At 59.2% G+C, this 17,066-nt stretch carries 20 protein-coding genes and 1 tRNA gene; 12 read left to right on the forward strand and 9 right to left on the reverse strand.

Going from position 1 to position 17,066, the window contains the following annotated elements; translation table 11 throughout:
- Positions 1 to 28 precede the first annotated feature (28 nt).
- Positions 29 to 862: a class I SAM-dependent methyltransferase gene (locus H4W29_RS12405; protein ID WP_192729173.1), complete on the reverse strand. Its 834-nt coding sequence runs from the start codon at positions 860 to 862 to the stop codon at positions 29 to 31.
- Between the two features lie 529 nt (positions 863 to 1,391).
- Between H4W29_RS12405 and H4W29_RS12410 the strand changes: the two genes are divergently transcribed.
- The 4 genes from H4W29_RS12410 (at position 1,392) to H4W29_RS12425 (ending at position 4,891) form a co-directional block, all read left to right on the forward strand.
- The gene (locus tag H4W29_RS12410; RefSeq protein WP_192729174.1) at positions 1,392 to 2,336 is read left to right on the forward strand and encodes a Bug family tripartite tricarboxylate transporter substrate binding protein; all 945 of its coding nucleotides are present in this window, start codon (positions 1,392 to 1,394) and stop codon (positions 2,334 to 2,336) included.
- Positions 2,333 to 2,824: a tripartite tricarboxylate transporter TctB family protein gene (locus tag H4W29_RS12415; protein WP_192729175.1), complete on the forward strand. Its 492-nt coding sequence runs from the start codon at positions 2,333 to 2,335 to the stop codon at positions 2,822 to 2,824. Before H4W29_RS12410 ends, H4W29_RS12415 begins: the two co-directional genes overlap by 4 nt.
- 92 nt (positions 2,825 to 2,916) lie before the next feature.
- Positions 2,917 to 4,434 (forward strand): tripartite tricarboxylate transporter permease, encoded by a 1,518-nt coding sequence (locus H4W29_RS12420; RefSeq protein ID WP_192729176.1) that lies wholly within the window; start codon positions 2,917 to 2,919, stop codon positions 4,432 to 4,434.
- Positions 4,435 to 4,720: 286 nt separating this feature from the next.
- Complete coding sequence (locus tag H4W29_RS12425; RefSeq protein ID WP_183829544.1) at positions 4,721 to 4,891, forward strand: hypothetical protein; 171 nt, start codon at positions 4,721 to 4,723, stop codon at positions 4,889 to 4,891.
- Positions 4,892 to 4,999: 108 nt separating this feature from the next.
- Here the strand turns inward: H4W29_RS12425 and H4W29_RS12430 are convergent, their stop codons facing one another.
- Positions 5,000 to 6,094: a DUF475 domain-containing protein gene (locus H4W29_RS12430; protein WP_192729177.1), complete on the reverse strand. Its 1,095-nt coding sequence runs from the start codon at positions 6,092 to 6,094 to the stop codon at positions 5,000 to 5,002.
- A gap of 372 nt (positions 6,095 to 6,466) precedes the next feature.
- Between H4W29_RS12430 and H4W29_RS12435 the strand changes: the two genes are divergently transcribed.
- The 3 genes from H4W29_RS12435 to H4W29_RS12445 all read left to right on the forward strand — a co-directional run bounded on the left by H4W29_RS12435 (position 6,467) and on the right by H4W29_RS12445 (position 7,795).
- Positions 6,467 to 6,706, forward strand: a complete 240-nt coding sequence (locus tag H4W29_RS12435) for a hypothetical protein (RefSeq protein ID WP_192729178.1) — start codon at positions 6,467 to 6,469, stop codon at positions 6,704 to 6,706.
- A 38-nt stretch (positions 6,707 to 6,744) separates the two neighbouring features.
- Entirely contained in the window at positions 6,745 to 6,921 is a 177-nt protein-coding gene (locus tag H4W29_RS12440) for a hypothetical protein (protein WP_192729179.1), read from the forward strand.
- A 157-nt stretch (positions 6,922 to 7,078) separates the two neighbouring features.
- The gene (locus tag H4W29_RS12445) at positions 7,079 to 7,795 is read left to right on the forward strand and encodes a hypothetical protein (protein ID WP_192729180.1); all 717 of its coding nucleotides are present in this window, start codon (positions 7,079 to 7,081) and stop codon (positions 7,793 to 7,795) included.
- Between the two features lie 14 nt (positions 7,796 to 7,809).
- Here H4W29_RS12445 and H4W29_RS12450 read toward each other — a convergent pair whose 3' ends face one another.
- From H4W29_RS12450 to cpdR1, 3 genes are all read right to left on the reverse strand, one after another.
- Entirely contained in the window at positions 7,810 to 8,307 is a 498-nt protein-coding gene (locus H4W29_RS12450) for a hypothetical protein (RefSeq protein WP_192729181.1), read from the reverse strand.
- A gap of 226 nt (positions 8,308 to 8,533) precedes the next feature.
- Positions 8,534 to 8,608: transfer RNA gene (locus H4W29_RS12455), tRNA-Val, on the reverse strand.
- An 84-nt stretch (positions 8,609 to 8,692) separates the two neighbouring features.
- Positions 8,693 to 9,055 (reverse strand): response regulator CpdR1, encoded by a 363-nt coding sequence (cpdR1, locus tag H4W29_RS12460; protein WP_003542883.1) that lies wholly within the window; start codon positions 9,053 to 9,055, stop codon positions 8,693 to 8,695.
- A 190-nt stretch (positions 9,056 to 9,245) separates the two neighbouring features.
- Here cpdR1 and H4W29_RS12465 point away from each other — a divergent pair, with 190 nt between their 5' ends.
- Positions 9,246 to 10,127 carry an N-formylglutamate amidohydrolase gene (locus H4W29_RS12465; protein ID WP_007822810.1) on the forward strand — a complete coding sequence of 294 codons (882 nt, stop codon included), beginning with the start codon at positions 9,246 to 9,248 and terminating at the stop codon, positions 10,125 to 10,127.
- A gap of 250 nt (positions 10,128 to 10,377) precedes the next feature.
- A complete protein-coding gene (hisN, locus tag H4W29_RS12470) occupies positions 10,378 to 11,151 on the forward strand; it encodes a histidinol-phosphatase (protein ID WP_192729182.1) in 774 nt (257 codons plus the stop codon).
- Between the two features lie 3 nt (positions 11,152 to 11,154).
- Here hisN and H4W29_RS12475 read toward each other — a convergent pair whose 3' ends face one another.
- Positions 11,155 to 12,126, reverse strand: coding sequence for an alpha/beta fold hydrolase (locus tag H4W29_RS12475; RefSeq protein WP_192729183.1), 972 nt, complete (start codon positions 12,124 to 12,126; stop codon positions 11,155 to 11,157).
- A 511-nt stretch (positions 12,127 to 12,637) separates the two neighbouring features.
- Here H4W29_RS12475 and H4W29_RS12480 point away from each other — a divergent pair.
- On the forward strand, positions 12,638 to 13,108 hold the full coding sequence (locus H4W29_RS12480; protein WP_192729184.1) for an Hsp20 family protein: 471 nt from the start codon (positions 12,638 to 12,640) through the stop codon (positions 13,106 to 13,108).
- Positions 13,109 to 13,179: 71 nt separating this feature from the next.
- Here H4W29_RS12480 and H4W29_RS12485 read toward each other — a convergent pair whose 3' ends face one another.
- Complete coding sequence (locus H4W29_RS12485; protein ID WP_192729185.1) at positions 13,180 to 14,184, reverse strand: bile acid:sodium symporter family protein; 1,005 nt, start codon at positions 14,182 to 14,184, stop codon at positions 13,180 to 13,182.
- A gap of 95 nt (positions 14,185 to 14,279) precedes the next feature.
- Here H4W29_RS12485 and H4W29_RS12490 point away from each other — a divergent pair, with 95 nt between their 5' ends.
- Positions 14,280 to 15,134, forward strand: a complete 855-nt coding sequence (locus H4W29_RS12490; protein ID WP_192729186.1) for a LysR family transcriptional regulator — start codon at positions 14,280 to 14,282, stop codon at positions 15,132 to 15,134.
- 60 nt (positions 15,135 to 15,194) lie between these two features.
- Here H4W29_RS12490 and H4W29_RS12495 read toward each other — a convergent pair whose 3' ends face one another.
- Positions 15,195 to 15,623, reverse strand: a complete 429-nt coding sequence (locus H4W29_RS12495) for a BA14K family protein (protein ID WP_192729187.1) — start codon at positions 15,621 to 15,623, stop codon at positions 15,195 to 15,197.
- 134 nt (positions 15,624 to 15,757) lie between these two features.
- On the reverse strand, positions 15,758 to 16,810 hold the full coding sequence (locus H4W29_RS12500; RefSeq protein WP_192729188.1) for a threonine aldolase family protein: 1,053 nt from the start codon (positions 16,808 to 16,810) through the stop codon (positions 15,758 to 15,760).
- Here H4W29_RS12500 and H4W29_RS12505 point away from each other — a divergent pair.
- On the forward strand, positions 16,809 to 17,003 hold the full coding sequence (locus H4W29_RS12505; RefSeq protein WP_192729189.1) for a hypothetical protein: 195 nt from the start codon (positions 16,809 to 16,811) through the stop codon (positions 17,001 to 17,003). The two genes, H4W29_RS12500 and H4W29_RS12505, sit on opposite strands and share 2 nt — an antisense overlap.
- Positions 17,004 to 17,066 lie beyond the last annotated feature (63 nt).

Genomic DNA, 17,066 nt, shown 5'->3' on the forward strand with positions numbered 1-17,066 from the left:
CGCATCGATCCCGCGACAGCAGCTGCAATCAGCCTTTGTGGATCACCACTTCCAGATATTCAGCCGGCACGACCATCGTGCCATCCTTGGCGCGGTTGAAGCTGGCGATGAGCGCAAAGAAATCCTCCTCAAGGGCTACCTTGCCCGGCTGTGGCAGAGCTTCGAAGGCCTTGTGGACAGGGCCGTACCAGGTGCGGAACACTTCCAGCCAATGGGCGGGTGAGCGGTAGCGGAAATTATACATGCGCGGCGTTGCCTCGATGCTGGCCTGGGCGCCGAACATTTCTTCCAGCCTTGCCTTCGTGCCCCAAAGCGCCGGCGACCTGACGCCTGGCATAGGCGGGATATGCTTGCCTATCGTCTTGAAGACCTGGCCGATGAAGCTCTCCGGGGTCCAGTTGGCCATGCCGATACGCCCGCCCGGCCGGCAGACGCGCAGCATTTCCTTTGCCGCCTTGTCCTGATCCGGCGTGAACATGACGCCGAAGGTGGAGATGACGACATCGAAGCTCGCATCCTTGAAGGGCAAGGCTTCCGCGTCGGCCTGCTGGAACTCCACCGCTAAACCGTTTGCCATCGCCCGCTCGCGCCCGCGCTCCAGAAGTTCCGGCACGTAATCGGTCGAGGTCACCTCAGCCCAGCGTCTGGCGGCGGCAAGCGTGGCATTGCCGTTGCCGGCGGCGATATCGAGAACCTTTTCGCCGGACCTCAGATCCAAGGCTTCGCAAAGGTTTTCGCCGACGATCTGCAGCCGGGCGCCGATGACGGAATAATCGCCCGATGCCCAGGCCACTTGTTGACGCGACTTCAGCGCGGCGAGATCCGGTGCGGGCTGAGCCGTGGCATCTCCTGTGGTTTGCATGGCATGTCTCCCCTCATGTCGGCGAGGATGGGCCATTGCCGCGATCGCTCGCCGGTTTCGCCTAATTCAGGTTTGAGCGAAGCGTTCGACCGGCTTCTTGAAGTGTCTCAGGTCGGCTCGCAGGCGGATCGCACCTCGGGATGGCAATCGGCCTAGGTGTTCAGTCCGCCATTTGCCATCGGATCGCCCTCCGCACCGAAGTATCCGTCATGTCCTTACCGGCGTCCAGTACGGACAATGTATTAGTCATGTACCCGCCTTGGTGCTGCCGCAGCCGCCTTTCGCGGGGCAGGTAGCCGAATTGCGGCAAAAAAGTGTCCTGCTGCACTGGATATCCGGTCAATGTCAGCTAAATGACAGCTTCATATGATGGCTTGGGCTACTTCTTCTCCGTGGAGGCGGAGAGTTGAAGAATTCCGGGAGGACTTCCGCTCGCTATCAGGACAATTGCGTCCACCGATCGGTGATCTCTCCTCATTTTCAAAAATAGCACTGGCGGTTCGCTCAGCCGCAGCACGGAGGACACATCGTGAAGCATACTTTCATCGCAACCCTTTTGGCAGCAGCTATCGCACTGCCGGCCTACGCGGCCGATTACACCATCATCGCCCCGGCAGCGCCGGGCGGCGGCTGGGACCAGACAGCCCGCTCGCTGCAGACGGTGCTGCAGCACGAAGGCATCTCCAAGAGCGTTCAGGTTCAGAACGTACCGGGTGCTGGCGGCTCTATCGGCCTTGCCCAGTTCAGCAGCCAGAGCGCCGGCAATCCGAACGCTCTCATCGTCGGCGGCTACGTCATGGTGGGTGCACTGCTGACCAACAAGTCGGTCGTCACGCTGAAGGACGTTACCCCGATCGCCCGCCTGACCGGCGAGTACGAAGCCATCGTCGTTCCGACCGCGTCCGACATCAAGACGCTCGCCGATCTCGTCACTAAGCTGAAGGCTGATCCCGGCGCCGTTTCCTGGGGCGGCGGTTCTGCCGGCGGCACGGACCACATTACGGTCGGTCTGATCGCCAAGGCTTCCGGCGTCGATCCGACCAAGATCAACTATGTTGCCTTCTCGGGCGGCGGCGAAGCACTTGCTGCTATCCTCGGCGGCCAGGTCACGGCCGGCATTTCGAGCTACAGCGAGTTCGAATCGCAGGTCAAAGCCGGTACGCTGCGTCTACTCGGTGTTTCCAGCGATGCCCGCATCGCCGGCGTCGACGCGCCGACCTTCAAGGAAGCCGGCACCGACGTTTCCATCCAGAACTGGCGCATGGTCGCTGCCGCTCCCGGCCTGACCGATGAAGAAGTCGCCTCGATCGCATCCGACTTCGACAAGCTGCACAAGTCTGCCGCCTGGCAGGAAACCCTGAAGACCAAGGGCTGGGCCGACACCTACCTCGCAGGTGACGAGTTCAAGGCACAGCTCGAAAAGGATGTCTCGGCTACCGAAGGCATTCTCAAAGATATCGGTCTCGTTCAATGAGCGAGGCCGATACCTCATCGGCAACGAAGCGCCGCCCAGATTGGGCGGCTCTAGTCATTGCCGTCTTCCTCATCGCCGTCGCTGCCGTGGTGTTCTGGGACGCCTCGCATCTGAAGACGATTGCGCAATATGACCGCATTGGTCCGTCGACGGTGCCACGGGTCGTTGCTCTCGGCCTCTTCTGTCTTGGCATCTGGACGGTGATCGAAGCCTGGCGCGGCGATTTTCCGGAACGCGAACATCAGGAGGTGGCTCCGGTCATCTGGATTGTCGCGGGCCTTGCCGGGCAAATGCTGCTTCTGCGCATTGCTGGCTTCTCGATTGCCACCGGTGTGCTCTTTGCGCTGACCGCGCGCGGTTTCGGCAAGCGCCAGATCTGGTTCTCGCTGCCGATCGGCATCATCATGAGCTTCATTGTCTGGACGATCTTCTCGCAGCTTCTGCAGCTTTCGCTGCCGGCTGGCCCGCTCGAACACCTGTTCTTCTGAGAGCGCTTGCCTCGCGCCGGGCGCTCTCAGTTCTCTAGCTTTTGCGCGGACGGTCCTGCGCCCCTTCAGGAGCCGCCGCTTGGGACAAAACCATGAGCACATTCGAATTCCTCTGGCAGGGCATTCTGGTTGCTGCGCAGCCGATCAACCTGCTTTATGCCCTCATCGGCGTGACCCTCGGCACCGCCGTCGGCGTGCTGCCTGGCATCGGCCCGGCGCTGACTGTCGCGCTGCTCCTGCCTGCCACCTACAAGCTCGATCCGGGCGGCTCGCTCATCATGTTCGCCGGTATCTATTATGGCGGCATGTATGGCGGCTCGACTACGTCGATCCTCCTGAACACGCCGGGTGAAAGCTCGTCGATCGTCACGGCGCTCGAGGGCAACAAGATGGCGCGGGCAGGGCGTGGCGGCCCGGCGCTGGCGACAGCGGCCATCGGCTCCTTCGTCGCCGGTCTCATTGCCACGCTCGGACTTGCCTTCGTCGCGCCCTATATCGTGAAGCTCGCCCTGGTCTTCGGCCCACGCGAATATTTCGCGCTGATGGTGCTCGCTTTCGTTACCGTTTCCTCAGCCTTCGGGGATTCGGCGCTGCGCGGTCTCACCTCGCTCTTTATCGGCTTTGCCCTCGCTATGGTCGGCATCGACCAGCAGACGGGCCAGGCGCGCCTTTCCTTCGGCATTCCGGACCTGCTTGATGGTATCGAGGTGACGACGCTTGCCGTGGCGATGTTCGCGATCGGAGAGACGCTTTATATCGCCGCTCAGGGCAACCGCGGTGAGGACAAGGTGGAAGCGGTGCGTGGCTCGCTTTGGATGAACGCCCAGGACTGGGCACGTTCCTGGAAGCCATGGCTGCGTGGCACGATCATCGGCTTCCCGATCGGTGCCATGCCGGCCGGTGGCGCGGAAATCGGCACATTCCTCTCCTACGCTACGGAAAAGCGCCTCTCGAAGAACCCCGAGGAATTCGGACAAGGCGCTATCGAAGGCGTCGCCGGCCCTGAAGCCGCCAACAATGCATCGGCCGCCGGCACGCTGGTGCCACTGCTGACGCTCGGCCTGCCGACGTCTGCGACGGCGGCAATCATGCTCGCCGGCTTCCAGCAATACGGCCTGCAGCCGGGTCCGCTGCTGTTTGCAACCAATCCGCAGCTCGTTTGGGGTCTCATCGCCAGCCTGCTTATCGCCAATGCGATGCTTCTGGTGCTGAACCTGCCGATGATCGGCCTCTGGGTTCGCCTGCTGACGGTTCCAAAGCCGTGGCTCTATGCCGGCATCCTGCTGTTTGCCACGCTCGGTACGATCGGCGCCAATCCGTCGGTTTTCGAGCTTGGCATGCTGCTCGCTTTCGGCCTGCTCGGTTATGTTATGCGGATCTTTGGCTATCCGATCGCACCTGCAGTCGTTGGCCTCATCCTCGGGCCGTTGGCCGAACAGCAGCTTCGCCGTGCCTTGTCGATAAGCCAGGGCGACGTGACGACGCTCGTCATGTCACCGATCGCCTGCGGCCTGCTGATCGTCGCGGCGGCCGCCTTCCTCATTCCGCTGATCCTGAGATTGCGTGGCCGCGGCCAGGTCCTGTCTCAGCTGGCGGCAAATGAAGACTAAAACAAAAAGACGATCCTGACCCCCAATTCAGGCCGGCCGTGGCGACACGGCCGGCCTTTTCTTTGGCATTTGTCATTTTCGTATTCGAGACTGAACGGCGGTCTTTTCAGGCTATTGAATTTAAATGTTAAAATTCGACATTCTGCGGTTTCCCTCAAGCGATTTTCTTTCGCCGGCAAAAGAAATATGCGCTTTTTGCATAGCTGCGGTGATTTCCTGCGCGTTGTAGGTGCATGTAGATTTTCCCATCTAGGAGGGGTCAATCAAAGAGCGAGAGGAAAAGAAGATGTCCGCTATCAGAAAGTCTATCCACAATGGTTTCCTGGCACGCGCCTTTGCAGCGCTCGGTGCCGCCAATGCAGTCAGCGCCGCTGTCGAAGGCGGTCGCAAGCCGCGCGCCCGTGACCTGCAGGAACTCGGTATCGATCCGGTAAGCTTCGGCCGTGTCATCCGGTAAGAAGTATCCGACCCATATTTTGAATGAATGAGCCCGCAACCGTTGGTCGCGGGCTTTGTTTTTTGGATATACGAGCCGCAGTGCCAGACTGCTGCGACTTTTTGATTGTCAGGCGTGCAGGCGCTCCCGCTCGGGAACATGCGCTTCCTTCTGCCGCTCCTGCCTGTTGTAGCGGATCGAGGACCAGAGCGAGATACCGATCAGGGCAGCACCACCAAGGCCGGTAATGACCTCGGGAATGTGCACCATGGTCTGCACATACATGATCACCGAGAGGATCAGGATGGCGTAGAAGGCGCCATGTTCCAGATAGCGGTATTCAGCGAGCGTTCCCTTTTCCACCAGCATGATCGTCATGGAGCGTACATACATGGCGCCGATGCCAAGGCCGATGGCGATGATGAAGAGGTTCTGCGTCAGTGCGAAGGCGCCGATGACGCCGTCGAAGGAGAAGCTGGCATCGAGCACCTCCAGGTAAATGAAGGCGCCGAGGCCACCCTTTGCCGCCTCGCTCATTGCGCGCTGAGATGCATCGAGGAGACCGCCGATGACTTCCACCACCAGGAAGGTCACGAGACCATAGATGGCGCAATAGACGAAAGTGGTCGCATCCTCCCCTTCGAGGAGATAGGAGAAAAGCAGGATCAACAGAAGCACGAAGGCGATCTCGATGCCTTTGATCGTGGCCGAACGGGCCATCAGCCGCTCCAGTGAACCGATCCAGTGGACTTCCTTCTCATGGTTGAAGAAGTAGGTGAGGCCGACCATCATCAGGAAGGTGCCGCCGAAAGCTGCGATCGGCAGATGCGCATCGTTCATGATGCGGGCATATTCGGCCGGTTCACGTGCCGCAAGCACGAGCGCCTCCCATGGACCGATCTTTGCCGCGATCGCGACGATTGCCAGCGGGAAGACGATGCGCATGCCGAAGACGGCAATGACGATGCCCCAGGTCAGGAAGCGATGCTGCCAGACAGGGGTCATTTCTTTCAGCTTATTGGCATTCACGATGGCGTTGTCGAAGGAAAGCGAGATCTCCAACACGGCAAGCACTGTGCAGATGAAGAAGACGGTGGCCATGCCACCCAGCGTGCCGGTCGACTGCCAGCCGAGAAAGGCGCCGAGCGCGAGGCCGAGCGCCGTGACGATGAAGGCCCAGCGGAAATAGCCGAGCGAGGACTTGTGGGACTGAGGCTGGTTCATGGCCGCACCCCACAGCCGCAAACCGGTTCGAAGGATAGGGTAAAAGCAGAAAAACGCATACCGCAATGGGCATGCGCGATTGGCATGGTGAGCTTTTTCATCGATGAAAAATCCGCCGGCTAATTTGCAGGCGGTACCGACATCACGAGAGCGCCGTAAAAACTCTCGCCAGAGGGGCCCGGCACCAGGTTCCCCCGCAGCCGATGTCTGGATGAGGCGGCGGGTGCCTCACTAGGTAGTGAAGTTGCTGCGTCAGTCAAGACGCGCGATCGGGCAGGGCTACCGATTTCTTTGGAACCATGCGGACCCTCACCCGTTAAAACCTAGCTGAGCCGATGAAAACATCTCAGATACTCTTGAAGGAGGGCGACGATGCATAATTCGACCCATGTTCCCGACAGGCGCACGGAAGCCTCGGACCGCATGAAGCGGGCGAAACCCAACCGCATGCAGAAGGCGCAGGTTCTGCCTCCGCACCATGTCGACCTGACGCTGACGCCAGGTGTCATCCACGACATTCACGTGCCGGCGCATGTGACCGGCAGCGACCTTTCAAAGGGCGGGCTTGATATCAAGAGCGACGATGCCAACGTCGCAAAGCCCGTCCGCTGAAAACCAGTTCCGCAACCGACAAGACAGGTGAAATACGAATGACGATCAATCTTGTGCCACGGGATATCTTCATCCGGCACGAATATGAATGGCAGGTCGTGCGCGATGCGGCCGAACGCCGGATCGATATAGGCAAGCGCGAGACGCCATCCGTGCAGCCGAGTGGGCAAACGGCAAAGCCCGCCGCTGCACCTTCGGCGGCGCAAGGCTGCTGAACACAGGGCGGAGTTTGAACGAGACGCCCGGCTATGCGCCGGGCGTTTTCTTTTCCGACGAGTTCTGATCTGGGAAAGCGATCCACGGACATGCCTTGCCAACCTTTCCGAAAGGATTGGGCGGCGATAATCCGGCCCGTTCAAGGGAATCGGATCGATGGCCAAGACAGCAACACGCGGCCGCCGAAAGGCGCCGGCAAAAAGGAAGAGCAGCGCGTCCTCCGGAGGCGCGATGCCCTGGATGGTGATCGGCATCGCGGCGGTGGGCGCCATTGCCGCCTACGACAATTGGAAGAGCATCCGCCCGATGCTTGGCAAGGCCCCTGCTGCAGTCATCCGCGAGGCGGCTGAAGCCAAGCCTCAGGCATCCAGGGAAGCACCGAAGCAAGTTGCCGTTGCAACTCCTGCCGCCAAGCCTCGGCAGACGAACGATCCAGTACCACCTGCAGCGATTCCCTCGGCTCCAGTGCCGGCGGCAAAGATCGTTCCGGCTTCCATTTCTCCGGCTTCCCCGTCCTCTTTGGAAAATGCCAAAGCGGCTTTCGGTTATTGCGGGCAGGGCGAGCATATCAATTGCGTCGGCGACGCCGGCACCTTCTGGTACAAGGGCGAGAAGATCGTCATTGCCGATATGGTCAGCCCTGATGTCGATCGCGCGCGCTGCGAAGACGAACGCAAGATTGCCTTTGCTGCCAAGTCGCGGCTGCTGGCGCTCCTCAATGCCGGTCCGTTCAATATGAACGCTGCCGGCAAGTCGGATGACCGAGGTGCGCCTCGCGTCGTTTCGCGCGACGGGCGTTCCTTCGGCACGCGTCTGGTCAACGAGGGTCTGGCCAGGAAGCCTGGCGCTGCCGGCGGCTCCTGGTGCACCTGAGGCAGCCAGCCTGACTATTTCTTATTTTTTTCCGGTGTCTTTTGTACCGGCGCTTTGCCGCTGGTGCGGAAACTGCCCGTGAAAGCCGAATCCTTGCTTTCGGCCGTGCATTCGATGACGGTTGGTTTGCCTGCATAGGGATTGCCGAAGGTGCAGAAGCCGGCGACCTTTACCTCGCCCGTCATCTTGTTGCCGACACCCGTCGTGACGAGACTGAGTGGCAGGCGCGCATTGCCGTTAGATGCGGGCTTGATGCTCTTCCCATCGCCTTGGAAGCCCAGCAGCTTACCATCAGAGGTGAAGATGAAGGTCACTGTGCCGTTGACAAGCGTCACGCTTGCCAACTCTCCCTTGCAGCCCTTCGTGGCATCGAACTTGGCAACGACCAGCTTCTGGCACTTGCCGCCAAGGGCGATGACGCCGGGCGCACCCGGAAAATTGTCATCGGCCTGCGCCGCAGCTGCAAAAGCGAGGGTGGAGAAGGCGGCGACGGCAAGCGCGGATAATTTCATTTCGATTCGAACCCCATGTTCTGACGAGGCGAATCAACGCCTCGGGCTCCATTATCGCGCATGGCATGGCTCTGTGTCCGAATTTGGTTTCGATCCCTTCGGATATGGTTTGAGAAGAGCCGGCGCAGGTGGCTTGGTATGGAACGTGAAGCCGGCAACTTAAAACGGGGAAACTAAAAAGGCCTTTCGATTTCTCGAAAGGCCTTTGCTTTTCAGCGAATTAGGATGGTGGGCGTGACAGGGATTGAACCTGTGACCCCTACGATGTCAACGTAGTGCTCTCCCGCTGAGCTACACGCCCATCCGATGTCGGCGCATAGATCACAAAACCTTCGGAGCCGTCAATAGGCTTTTTTGAAGTTTTGTGACGAGCCGCCAGGAAGCCTTACGCGGCAAGCATCTTGTTGACCTCATCGACGAGATCACGCAGGTGGAAAGGCTTGGAAAGGACCTTTGCGTCCTTTGGAGCCTTCGAATCAGGGTTCAGTGCAACGGCTGCGAAACCGGTGATGAACATGACCTTCAGGTCAGGATCGAGTTCGGTTGCACGACGCGCCAACTCGATGCCATCCATTTCCGGCATGACGATATCGGTCAGCAGCAGCGAGAAGGGCTCCTCACGCAGGCGGTCATAAGCGCTGGCGCCGTTGTCGTAGGAAAGGACCTTGTATCCGGCCTTTTCGAGCGCCTTCACGAGGAAGCGGCGCATGTCATTGTCGTCTTCGGCGAGAAGTATCTTCTGAGTCATTAATCCGGACCGCTGATCACTGATGTTTTTATGGGATACCAGCCGTCTACACTAAACTTCGCCCGGTAAACAACCGGTGAAATCGCCCTAGCCGCGACCGCCATCCCTTCTATGTAGTATGGACTTAAGGGCAGGCAACTGGCAACATGGCCGTCACAGCCACTTGGTGACATGGTAAAGAGGGCAGAAAGTGCCGGAAATACGCGAATACGAGCTTTTTGAAGTGCATGAGCCCGTGTCGCAGACCATCCCCTTCGTCTACAACTCCCCTCACAGCGGCCGTATTTATCCACCGGAATTCATCGCGCAGTCGCGGCTGGAAGGTATCTCGATACGCCGCTCCGAAGACCACTATGTCGATGAGCTGTTTGGCGCGGCCGTGGACCTCGGCGCGCCACTGCTGCTTGCGAATTTCCCGCGCGCCTATCTGGACGTCAATCGCGAGCCCTATGAGCTCGATCCACGCATGTTCGATGGGCTGTTGCCTCCCTATGCGAATATCAACTCGCTCAGGGTTGCCGGCGGGCTCGGCACCATTCCGCGCATCGTGGCCGAGAATATGGAAATCTATGCGCGTCGGCTGCCCGTTCAGGAAGGGCTGGAACGTGTCGAGAGCGTCTATAAGCCCTATCACTCGACGTTGCGGCGGCTGATTGCGCGCACGCATGTACAGTTTGGCTTCGGCGTCCTGATCGACTGCCATTCCATGCCGGGCAACGTGCGCGTTGCCGGCAGCAATGCGCGGCCCGATTTCATCATCGGCGACCGTTACGGCACCAGCGCTTCGGCAGAGCTTTCGCGGACGGCAATCGGCATCCTCGAGGAAATGGGTTTTGCGGCGATCCGCAATAAGCCCTATGCAGGTGGCTTCATCACCGAACATTACGGTCGGCCGTCACGCGGGCTGCACGCGCTGCAGATCGAAGTTAACCGATCAATCTACGTCGATGAAGTCACGCTGGAAAAGCGGCCCGATTTCGACATCGTTGCAACCGCCGTCACGTCGTTCATGCGGCAGATGGCCGACTATGTCGAGAAATTCTCCGGCGACCGGGCGCTCGCGGCCGAGTAATTTTCTGCCTTCAGATCAAAAAAAACCGCGCTTTGTGAGCGCGGCTAAGTCTAGGGAGGAAACACCCAAGGAGGGTATTTACAGTCAGAAGACTGTAGTAAGAAATTACTGCTGCATTGCACAATTGTCAAGCATTATATTGCGATGCAAAATATTTAGGCAGCCAATCGGAGATTGCCTGTTGTGTTTGCAATCCGCCGCTTTTTCGCTATGAAAAACGCCATTTCCCGCCAGCTATACGGATTTCTCCATGCTTCCTGACCGTTCGTTCTTCAACCGTCTTGCCGAAGCTGCCAAGGCGGAAACCCTGCCGCGTTTTCGCTCGGGCATCAATGTCACCAACAAACTGTCGTCCGGCTTCGACCCGGTCACTGAAGGCGACAGGGCGGCGGAAACTGCCATCCGCGCGCTGATCGAAGCGCATTTTCCCGACCACGGCATTCTGGGCGAAGAGCATGGCAATGTCGGCCTTGATCGCGAGCATGTGTGGGTGATCGATCCGATCGATGGCACGCGCGCATTCATCTCGGGCGTTCCGGTCTGGGGGACACTGATCGGCCTGCAGAAAAATGGTCGGGCGGTTGCCGGCATGATCGAGCAGCCTTTCACCGGCGAACGTTACTTCGGCGACGAAAACGGTTCGACCTATAGCGGACCTGAGGGCGAACGCCGGCTGCAGGTGCGTGATTGCGGCGCTCTTTCCAACGCCATCCTTTTCACCACATCGCCACATCTCTTCGTCGGCGACGAGATGGAGAAATATCGCGAGATCGAAAGTCAGGTGCGGCTCTTCCGTTATGGCTGCGACTGTTACGCCTATGCGCTGCTAGCGGCAGGCCATGTCGATCTCGTCATCGAGAACAGCCTCAAACCCTATGATGTCGGCGGGATCATCCCTGTCATCGAGGGCGCCGGCGGAATCATGACCACCTGGGACGGTGGACGGCCGGAAAACGGCGGCTCCATTATCGCGGCCGGCAGCAGGGCGGTGTACGAAGAGGCGATCAAGATTCTGCAGCGCTGAGGCTCACACGCCAATTGCCGCCACATCTTCGGTCGCTTCAGCATCGCTGCCTGGAATGAAGGCGTGGAAGGCGGCCAGCGCTGCGGCGCGGTACATATCTCTTTCCTGGAATATCTCGTGTCGGGCGCCATTGATCGGCACGAGTTGGCCGGCGCGGAAATAGCGTGAAAGCCGTTCTTGCGCTGTATAGGGCACCAGGCCGTCGCGTGTCGGTGCGATGACAACAGAGGGGATAGTGATCGAAAAGAGATGATAGGGCCGGGTCACCCGGTCGATCGCCTTCATGCATTCGTGCATCCAGCGCGCGGTCGGCGCTCCTAGCGCAAGCTCCGGGTGGGCTTTTGCTATAGCCGCGTTACGCTCGAAGCGCGTTTCGTCCGATGTGAGCGGATTATCAAGGAATTGCAACTCCTTCATCTTGCCGAGCGGCAAACCGCCGAGACCGACGGCGCATAGCGCTGTCGAAAGCGAGCGGATGACACCCTGCGAAGCTGACTGGCCTATGAGGCCGAGGAAAGGGGCAGAAAGCACCATGCGCTCGATACGCGTCGAGAGATAGGGTGCGGCGGAAAGAGCAATCAGCGCGCCTGTGGAATGTGCAAGCATATAGAAGGGCAGGCGGGTATCCGGGAGCACGATCTTTTCAAGGAAGGTATCGAGATCGCGCTCGTAATCGGAAAAGCGACGGATATGGCCATGGTTGCGCTTCTTGATCAGCCGGGGCGAGCCGCCCTGGCCGCGCAGGTCGTAGGTCGCGACCCAGAGCCCCTTGGCAGTGAGGTCGCGGATCGTCTCGAAATACTTCTCAATATATTCGCTGCGCCCATGCAGGAGGACCACCGTTCCATGGGCGATGGGTGTCTGCGATCGGAAGACGGCGTAACGCAACCTATGGCCGTCATGTGTCTCGAAAAAACCTTCAGCGCGGTTCTCCGGCGCCGGATTGTCTGGAGTCGAGTAAAGAACCTGTTCCATAGCGCAGTGTTTCTTCGCATAAGAGATATACTAGGGGATACCGCAGGGATCGGGAAAATCAATGGCGAAATTGCCGCTTAATATAAGCAATGTTTAATACATTGAGATTTTTCTATACGATAAGATTGGCAAAAGCTGAGACACGCCTAGCCGCAGGATCGACTTGCAGAGCTTTACGCCTGAAGAAAAGTGGCCGGCGGAGCTGAGGGAGCTCTTGGCCGGCCGAAATTTAGGCTGAAGAAGAAGGGACGATACACTTCAGCCTTCGGGCCAGTGTCACCCGATGCCTCTATCTCTAGACAGCGGCGCCTGAACCTTCGCCGAACCTGCCGTTCATGCGGGGTTCACGCAGCCATCTCGGGTGCTTTGAAAAGGGGCTTGAAGTCTCAGAAAGCCATACCCATCTGAACTTTGCGGACGCCAGAAGGGTCCGCGCAACCGTCCCGAAGCCGCCAAGAACGGGGTTTCAGGGGCATGATATCGCAACACGTCGCTTCCCTAGGAGGACATCATGCGTCACGTAGACTTCTCTCCCCTTTATCGTTCCACCGTCGGTTTCGACCGTCTCTTTACCATGCTCGACAGCCTCTCTCAGCCGGAGCAGGTTCCGAGCTATCCGCCGTACAACATCGAGCGGACCGGTGAGAACACCTACCGTATCACCATGGCCGTTGCCGGCTTCGATGAAACGGAACTCTCCATCGAATCGCATGCCCACGCGCTCATCGTGAAAGGCGAAAAGCGCGACGAAAACGCCGATGGCAGCGAGTTCCTGTATCGCGGCATCGCAAAGCGCGCCTTCGAGCGCCGCTTCCAGCTTGCCGACCATGTCGAAGTGACCGCCGCTTCGCTGAAGAACGGCCTCCTGCACATCGACCTTCTGCGCAGCATCCCGGAGGCTCTCAAGCCCCGCAAGATCGCTATTGCCGCTGAGCCGGTCGAGGCTCCGAAGGCGATCGAAGCACAGGTCGTCAACAACTAATCCGCTTTGACGGATCAGACCGAAACGGCGCCCTCGCGGGCGCCGTTTTAGTTTGCGGTCATTTTATTCGATCAGGCCGGGCTTGCGGCTTCTTCAAGCTGCTTTTCTGTGGCCCGGCGGGCTGCGGCGGCCGCATATTTCTGGGCGATGACGGCGCAGACCATCAACTGGATCTGATGGAAGAGCATCAGCGGCAGGACGATTGCGCCGATCGACTGGCCGGCAAAGATGACATTTGCCATCGGAACGCCGCTTGCGAGGCTCTTCTTCGAGCCGCAGAAGGTGATGGTGATCTCGTCGGCCCTGCTGAAGCCGAGCCAGCGGCTGCCAAACATGGTGATAACGAGAACGAGCGCCAGCAACAGCATGTCGGCAATGATGACGGCGGCGATGTCGCCGATCGAGAAGGTGTGCCACAGGCCCTCGACGACGGCTGTCGAGAAAGCCAGGTAGACGACCATCAGGATGGAGCCACGGTCGACCGGCATCAGGATCTTCTTCTTGGAGCGGATCCATTCGCCGATCCAGGGCTGCAGGATCTGGCCGACGACGAAGGGGGCGAGAAGCTGGAGCAGGATCTGTTCGAGCGCATCGAAGGAAAAGCCGCCATGGCCGCCGACCGAAAAGAGCAGGCCGACGAGCAGCGGCGTCAGGAACATGCCGAAAATATTGGAAGCCGACGCGGAGCAGATCGCTGCCGGCACGTTACCACCCGCCATCGAGGTGAAGGCGATCGAGGATTGCACGGTCGACGGTAGCACGCAGAGGAAGAGGATGCCGAGATAAAGCGGCTGCGGCAGGATCGAATCCGGAATGAAGCCTATCGCCAGACCGAGGATCGGGAAGAGGCCGAAAGTGGTCAGCAGGATCACCAGGTGCAAGCGCCAGTGCAGCAGGCCGGCGATGACGACATCACGCGAGAGGCGTGCGCCGTGCAGGAAGAACAGCAGCGCAATGGCGAAATCAGTCGCCACACCGAACCAGCCGGCAAAGGTACCGCTCGCCGGGAAGATCGAGGCGAGGATGACGGTACAGACGAGCAGGATCGTGAATGTATCGGGTAAGAAGCGGCGCATGGTGGTCTCGCTGAATTAAAATGAGTCATTGTTTTGTCGCTCATTATGATCCAGGATGCAAGGAATAACAGCTATCACAAATCTGGATTACACTCATGCTGGACCTCTCGCAGCTACGCAGTTTCGTCACCGTCGAGCAGATGGGCAGCTTCACGCTGGCTGCCGAGAGACTAGGCCTCGGGCAGTCTACGGTCAGCCAGCATATCCAAAGGCTGGAAACGTCGCTCGGGCGCCGATTGCTCGAGCGCGACACGCACAAGGTCGTGCTGACCGGTGATGGCGAGACCTTGCTGTCGCATGCGCGGGCGATGCTGTCGATCGAGGGGCAGGTGCAATCGCTGTTCAAGGGAGGCAGCCTGCGCGGACGCCTGCGGCTCGGCGTTTCCGAGGATTTCGTGACGAGCCAGCTGCCGGCGGTGCTGGAAGATTTCGTGCGATCGCATCCATCTGTCGATCTGGAGCTGACGGTGGCGCTTTCCGGCGTGCTCTACGAAATGCAGGATGCGGGAGCGATCGACCTCGTGCTTGCCAAACGGAGGCTCGGTGATGAGCACGGAAAGCTCGTCTACCGGGAGCCGCTGGTGTGGCTGGCGCGCGATCCGGAGCATGTGCTCGCATCCGGCCCACTGCCCTTGATTGCTTTCCCGCCGCCGAGTGTGACACGCGCCATTGCGCTGGAAGCGCTCGGTCGGCATGGCGTGGCCTGGCGCATCGTCTGCACCTGCGGCAGTTTGAGCGGGCTGACGGCCGCGGCACGCGCCGGCATGGGAGTGCTCGTACAGCCGCGCAGTATGGCGCCCTCGGGCTTGAAGGAAATCGCGCCGGCCAGGCTGCCAGTGCTGGAGGATGTCGAGTTTGTACTGGTGCCGCGAAAGGGTGCCGATCAGGCGCTCGTGGCAGCACTTTCGGATGATATTCTGAAGAAGGTCAGGGGGTTGCGGTCTGCGTGAATACCTTCAATTAAAAATCCCGCCGGCGAAGGCGGGATTTTCGTTTTCGAAATCAGAACTCTACGGCGAAACGCATTGGCGGCGCGGACCATAATAGGGCTGATAGGTATTGTCGTAGGCGCGATAAGAGCGATAGCGCGAATAGCACCAGCGGGTGTGATAACTGCCGCCGGCGTAATAATAGCGCGGCTGGCGCTGCGCGCTGATGATGCCGCCGATGATGGCTCCTGCAGCAAGGCCGCCGATGATGGCGCCGGCGTTGTTGTGTCTGTGATATCGGCGATAGCGCCACCCGTCGTCGTAATCACGATAGCGCCACCTGTCATCATCATACCGATAGCGATTCCAGTGCCGGCGATAATACTGAACCTGCTCGACGTTTGAGGCCTGCGGCACATCAGGCCTTGCGATTGTGGGAAACGCCTGTGCCGGTGCGATGCCTGTAAAAGTCGTCGCGACGGTCAGGACGATGATTGCCAACTTCTTCATTTCTTCACCTCTTCATAGGAACGGGGTGACACTGACCGCCTATGAATTAAGGGAGAAATGCTAAAGAAGCGGACTTTGTTCCGGCTTGGCCGGAGCACGGGCTCTTTCGAACGAGCGTTCCGGCATTTGCAAAATCACGCCGCTAGGCACTTCAGGAAGCCGTCGACATCGGCTTCGGTCGTTGCAAAGCTGGTGACGAGACGGACGAGCGTTTCTCCCTCCGAAACGAGGTCTGGCATGCCGGCCGGGATCGGCCACTCGTAGAATTTTGCGCCTTTTTCCTCAGCCGTCTTTGCGGCTGATTTCTGAATGACCGCGAAAACTTCGTTTGACGCGGTCGGCCAGGCGAGCCGAGCCGAATTGCTGGCGCCGATGCCGGCGCGCAAACCGTCGGCCATGCCGTTGGAGTGTCGGGCAAGATCAAGCCAGAGGCCGTTTTCGAAATAGGCGTCGAACTGGGCGGAGATGAAACGCGACTTGGAGAAGTGCTGGGCGGCGCGCTTGCGGATGAAATGCATTTCCTTCGCCTGTTCCGGATTGAAGAAAACGATCGCTTCCGCACACCAGCAACCATTCTTCGTGCCGCCGAAGGAGAGCATATCGACGCCGCGCTTCCAGGTCATTTCGGCAGGTGTTGCATTCAATGCAACGAGCGCATTGGCAAAGCGCGCGCCGTCCATGTGCAGGGGTAGTCCTCGCTTCCTGGCGATCGTGGAAATCTCGCCGATTTCCGGCAGCGAATAGACGGTACCGATTTCGGTGGATTGGGTGATGGTCACAGCGGTGGCGCGGCCATGACGAAGGGCATCTTCGGGGAAGTGCGCGATCTTTGCCGAGAGCTTGGTCGGATCGATCTTGCCGGCTTCGCCATTGACGGCCATGAGGCGGGCTGAGCCGGAGAAGAATTCGGGCGCGCCGCATTCATCCTCGATCACATGGGCTTCCTGATGGCAGAAGGTGATCCCGCCAGGGCGCTGGACGCTCGCCAGCGCCAGGGAGTTGGCAGCGGTGCCGGTCGCAACGAAGAAGACGGAAACCTCGCGCTCGAAGATCTCGGAAAAGCGGGCTTCCACGCGTCTGTCGAGATCGCTGTTGCCGTAAGCGGCGGCAAAACCGGTGGATTCGGCGAGCAGGCGTTCGGCAATGGATTTATGGGCGCCAGCCCAGTTGTCGGAAGCAAAAATCATGGAGAAAACCACTGAAAATGATGGGATGGCAGTTTCGGGAATGGACACTACGCCAAAGCTTCACGGGATCAAGGGCGGAAACCCGGATGCATCACAAAAATTGAACTGCGCAATCAATAAACAAAATGATAAAGTGCAGTGTAATTTTATGTCTCCATTTTGGTTGATTTGGCAATCTTCCGTCGCAAATTGACGTTTTTTTAATAGGCCGCTCTTGCGGAGTGGAATTGTTTCTGGCATAGAACTGGTGAATTAG

Source organism: Rhizobium viscosum, from assembly GCF_014873945.1.
Classification (GTDB): domain Bacteria; phylum Pseudomonadota; class Alphaproteobacteria; order Rhizobiales; family Rhizobiaceae; genus Rhizobium; species Rhizobium viscosum.

Excerpts from the sequence above, each read along its gene's own strand:
- H4W29_RS12405 (WP_192729173.1), bottom strand. The coding sequence starts at position 862 with ATGCAAACCACAGGAGATGCCACGGCTCAGCCCGCACCGGATCTCGCC.
- H4W29_RS12415 (WP_192729175.1), top strand. The coding sequence starts at position 2,333 with ATGAGCGAGGCCGATACCTCATCGGCAACGAAGCGCCGCCCAGATTGG.
- H4W29_RS12420 (WP_192729176.1), top strand. The coding sequence starts at position 2,917 with ATGAGCACATTCGAATTCCTCTGGCAGGGCATTCTGGTTGCTGCGCAG.
- H4W29_RS12425 (WP_183829544.1), top strand. The coding sequence starts at position 4,721 with ATGTCCGCTATCAGAAAGTCTATCCACAATGGTTTCCTGGCACGCGCC.
- H4W29_RS12430 (WP_192729177.1), bottom strand. The coding sequence starts at position 6,094 with ATGAACCAGCCTCAGTCCCACAAGTCCTCGCTCGGCTATTTCCGCTGG.
- H4W29_RS12435 (WP_192729178.1), top strand. The coding sequence starts at position 6,467 with ATGCATAATTCGACCCATGTTCCCGACAGGCGCACGGAAGCCTCGGAC.
- H4W29_RS12440 (WP_192729179.1), top strand. The coding sequence starts at position 6,745 with ATGACGATCAATCTTGTGCCACGGGATATCTTCATCCGGCACGAATAT.
- H4W29_RS12445 (WP_192729180.1), top strand. The coding sequence starts at position 7,079 with ATGGCCAAGACAGCAACACGCGGCCGCCGAAAGGCGCCGGCAAAAAGG.
- H4W29_RS12450 (WP_192729181.1), bottom strand. The coding sequence starts at position 8,307 with ATGAAATTATCCGCGCTTGCCGTCGCCGCCTTCTCCACCCTCGCTTTT.
- cpdR1 (WP_003542883.1), bottom strand. The coding sequence starts at position 9,055 with ATGACTCAGAAGATACTTCTCGCCGAAGACGACAATGACATGCGCCGC.
- hisN (WP_192729182.1), top strand. The coding sequence starts at position 10,378 with ATGCTTCCTGACCGTTCGTTCTTCAACCGTCTTGCCGAAGCTGCCAAG.
- H4W29_RS12475 (WP_192729183.1), bottom strand. The coding sequence starts at position 12,126 with ATGGAACAGGTTCTTTACTCGACTCCAGACAATCCGGCGCCGGAGAAC.
- H4W29_RS12480 (WP_192729184.1), top strand. The coding sequence starts at position 12,638 with ATGCGTCACGTAGACTTCTCTCCCCTTTATCGTTCCACCGTCGGTTTC.
- H4W29_RS12485 (WP_192729185.1), bottom strand. The coding sequence starts at position 14,184 with ATGCGCCGCTTCTTACCCGATACATTCACGATCCTGCTCGTCTGTACC.
- H4W29_RS12490 (WP_192729186.1), top strand. The coding sequence starts at position 14,280 with ATGCTGGACCTCTCGCAGCTACGCAGTTTCGTCACCGTCGAGCAGATG.
- H4W29_RS12495 (WP_192729187.1), bottom strand. The coding sequence starts at position 15,623 with ATGAAGAAGTTGGCAATCATCGTCCTGACCGTCGCGACGACTTTTACA.
- H4W29_RS12505 (WP_192729189.1), top strand. The coding sequence starts at position 16,809 with ATGGAGAAAACCACTGAAAATGATGGGATGGCAGTTTCGGGAATGGAC.
- H4W29_RS12500 (WP_192729188.1), bottom strand. The coding sequence starts at position 16,810 with ATGATTTTTGCTTCCGACAACTGGGCTGGCGCCCATAAATCCATTGCC.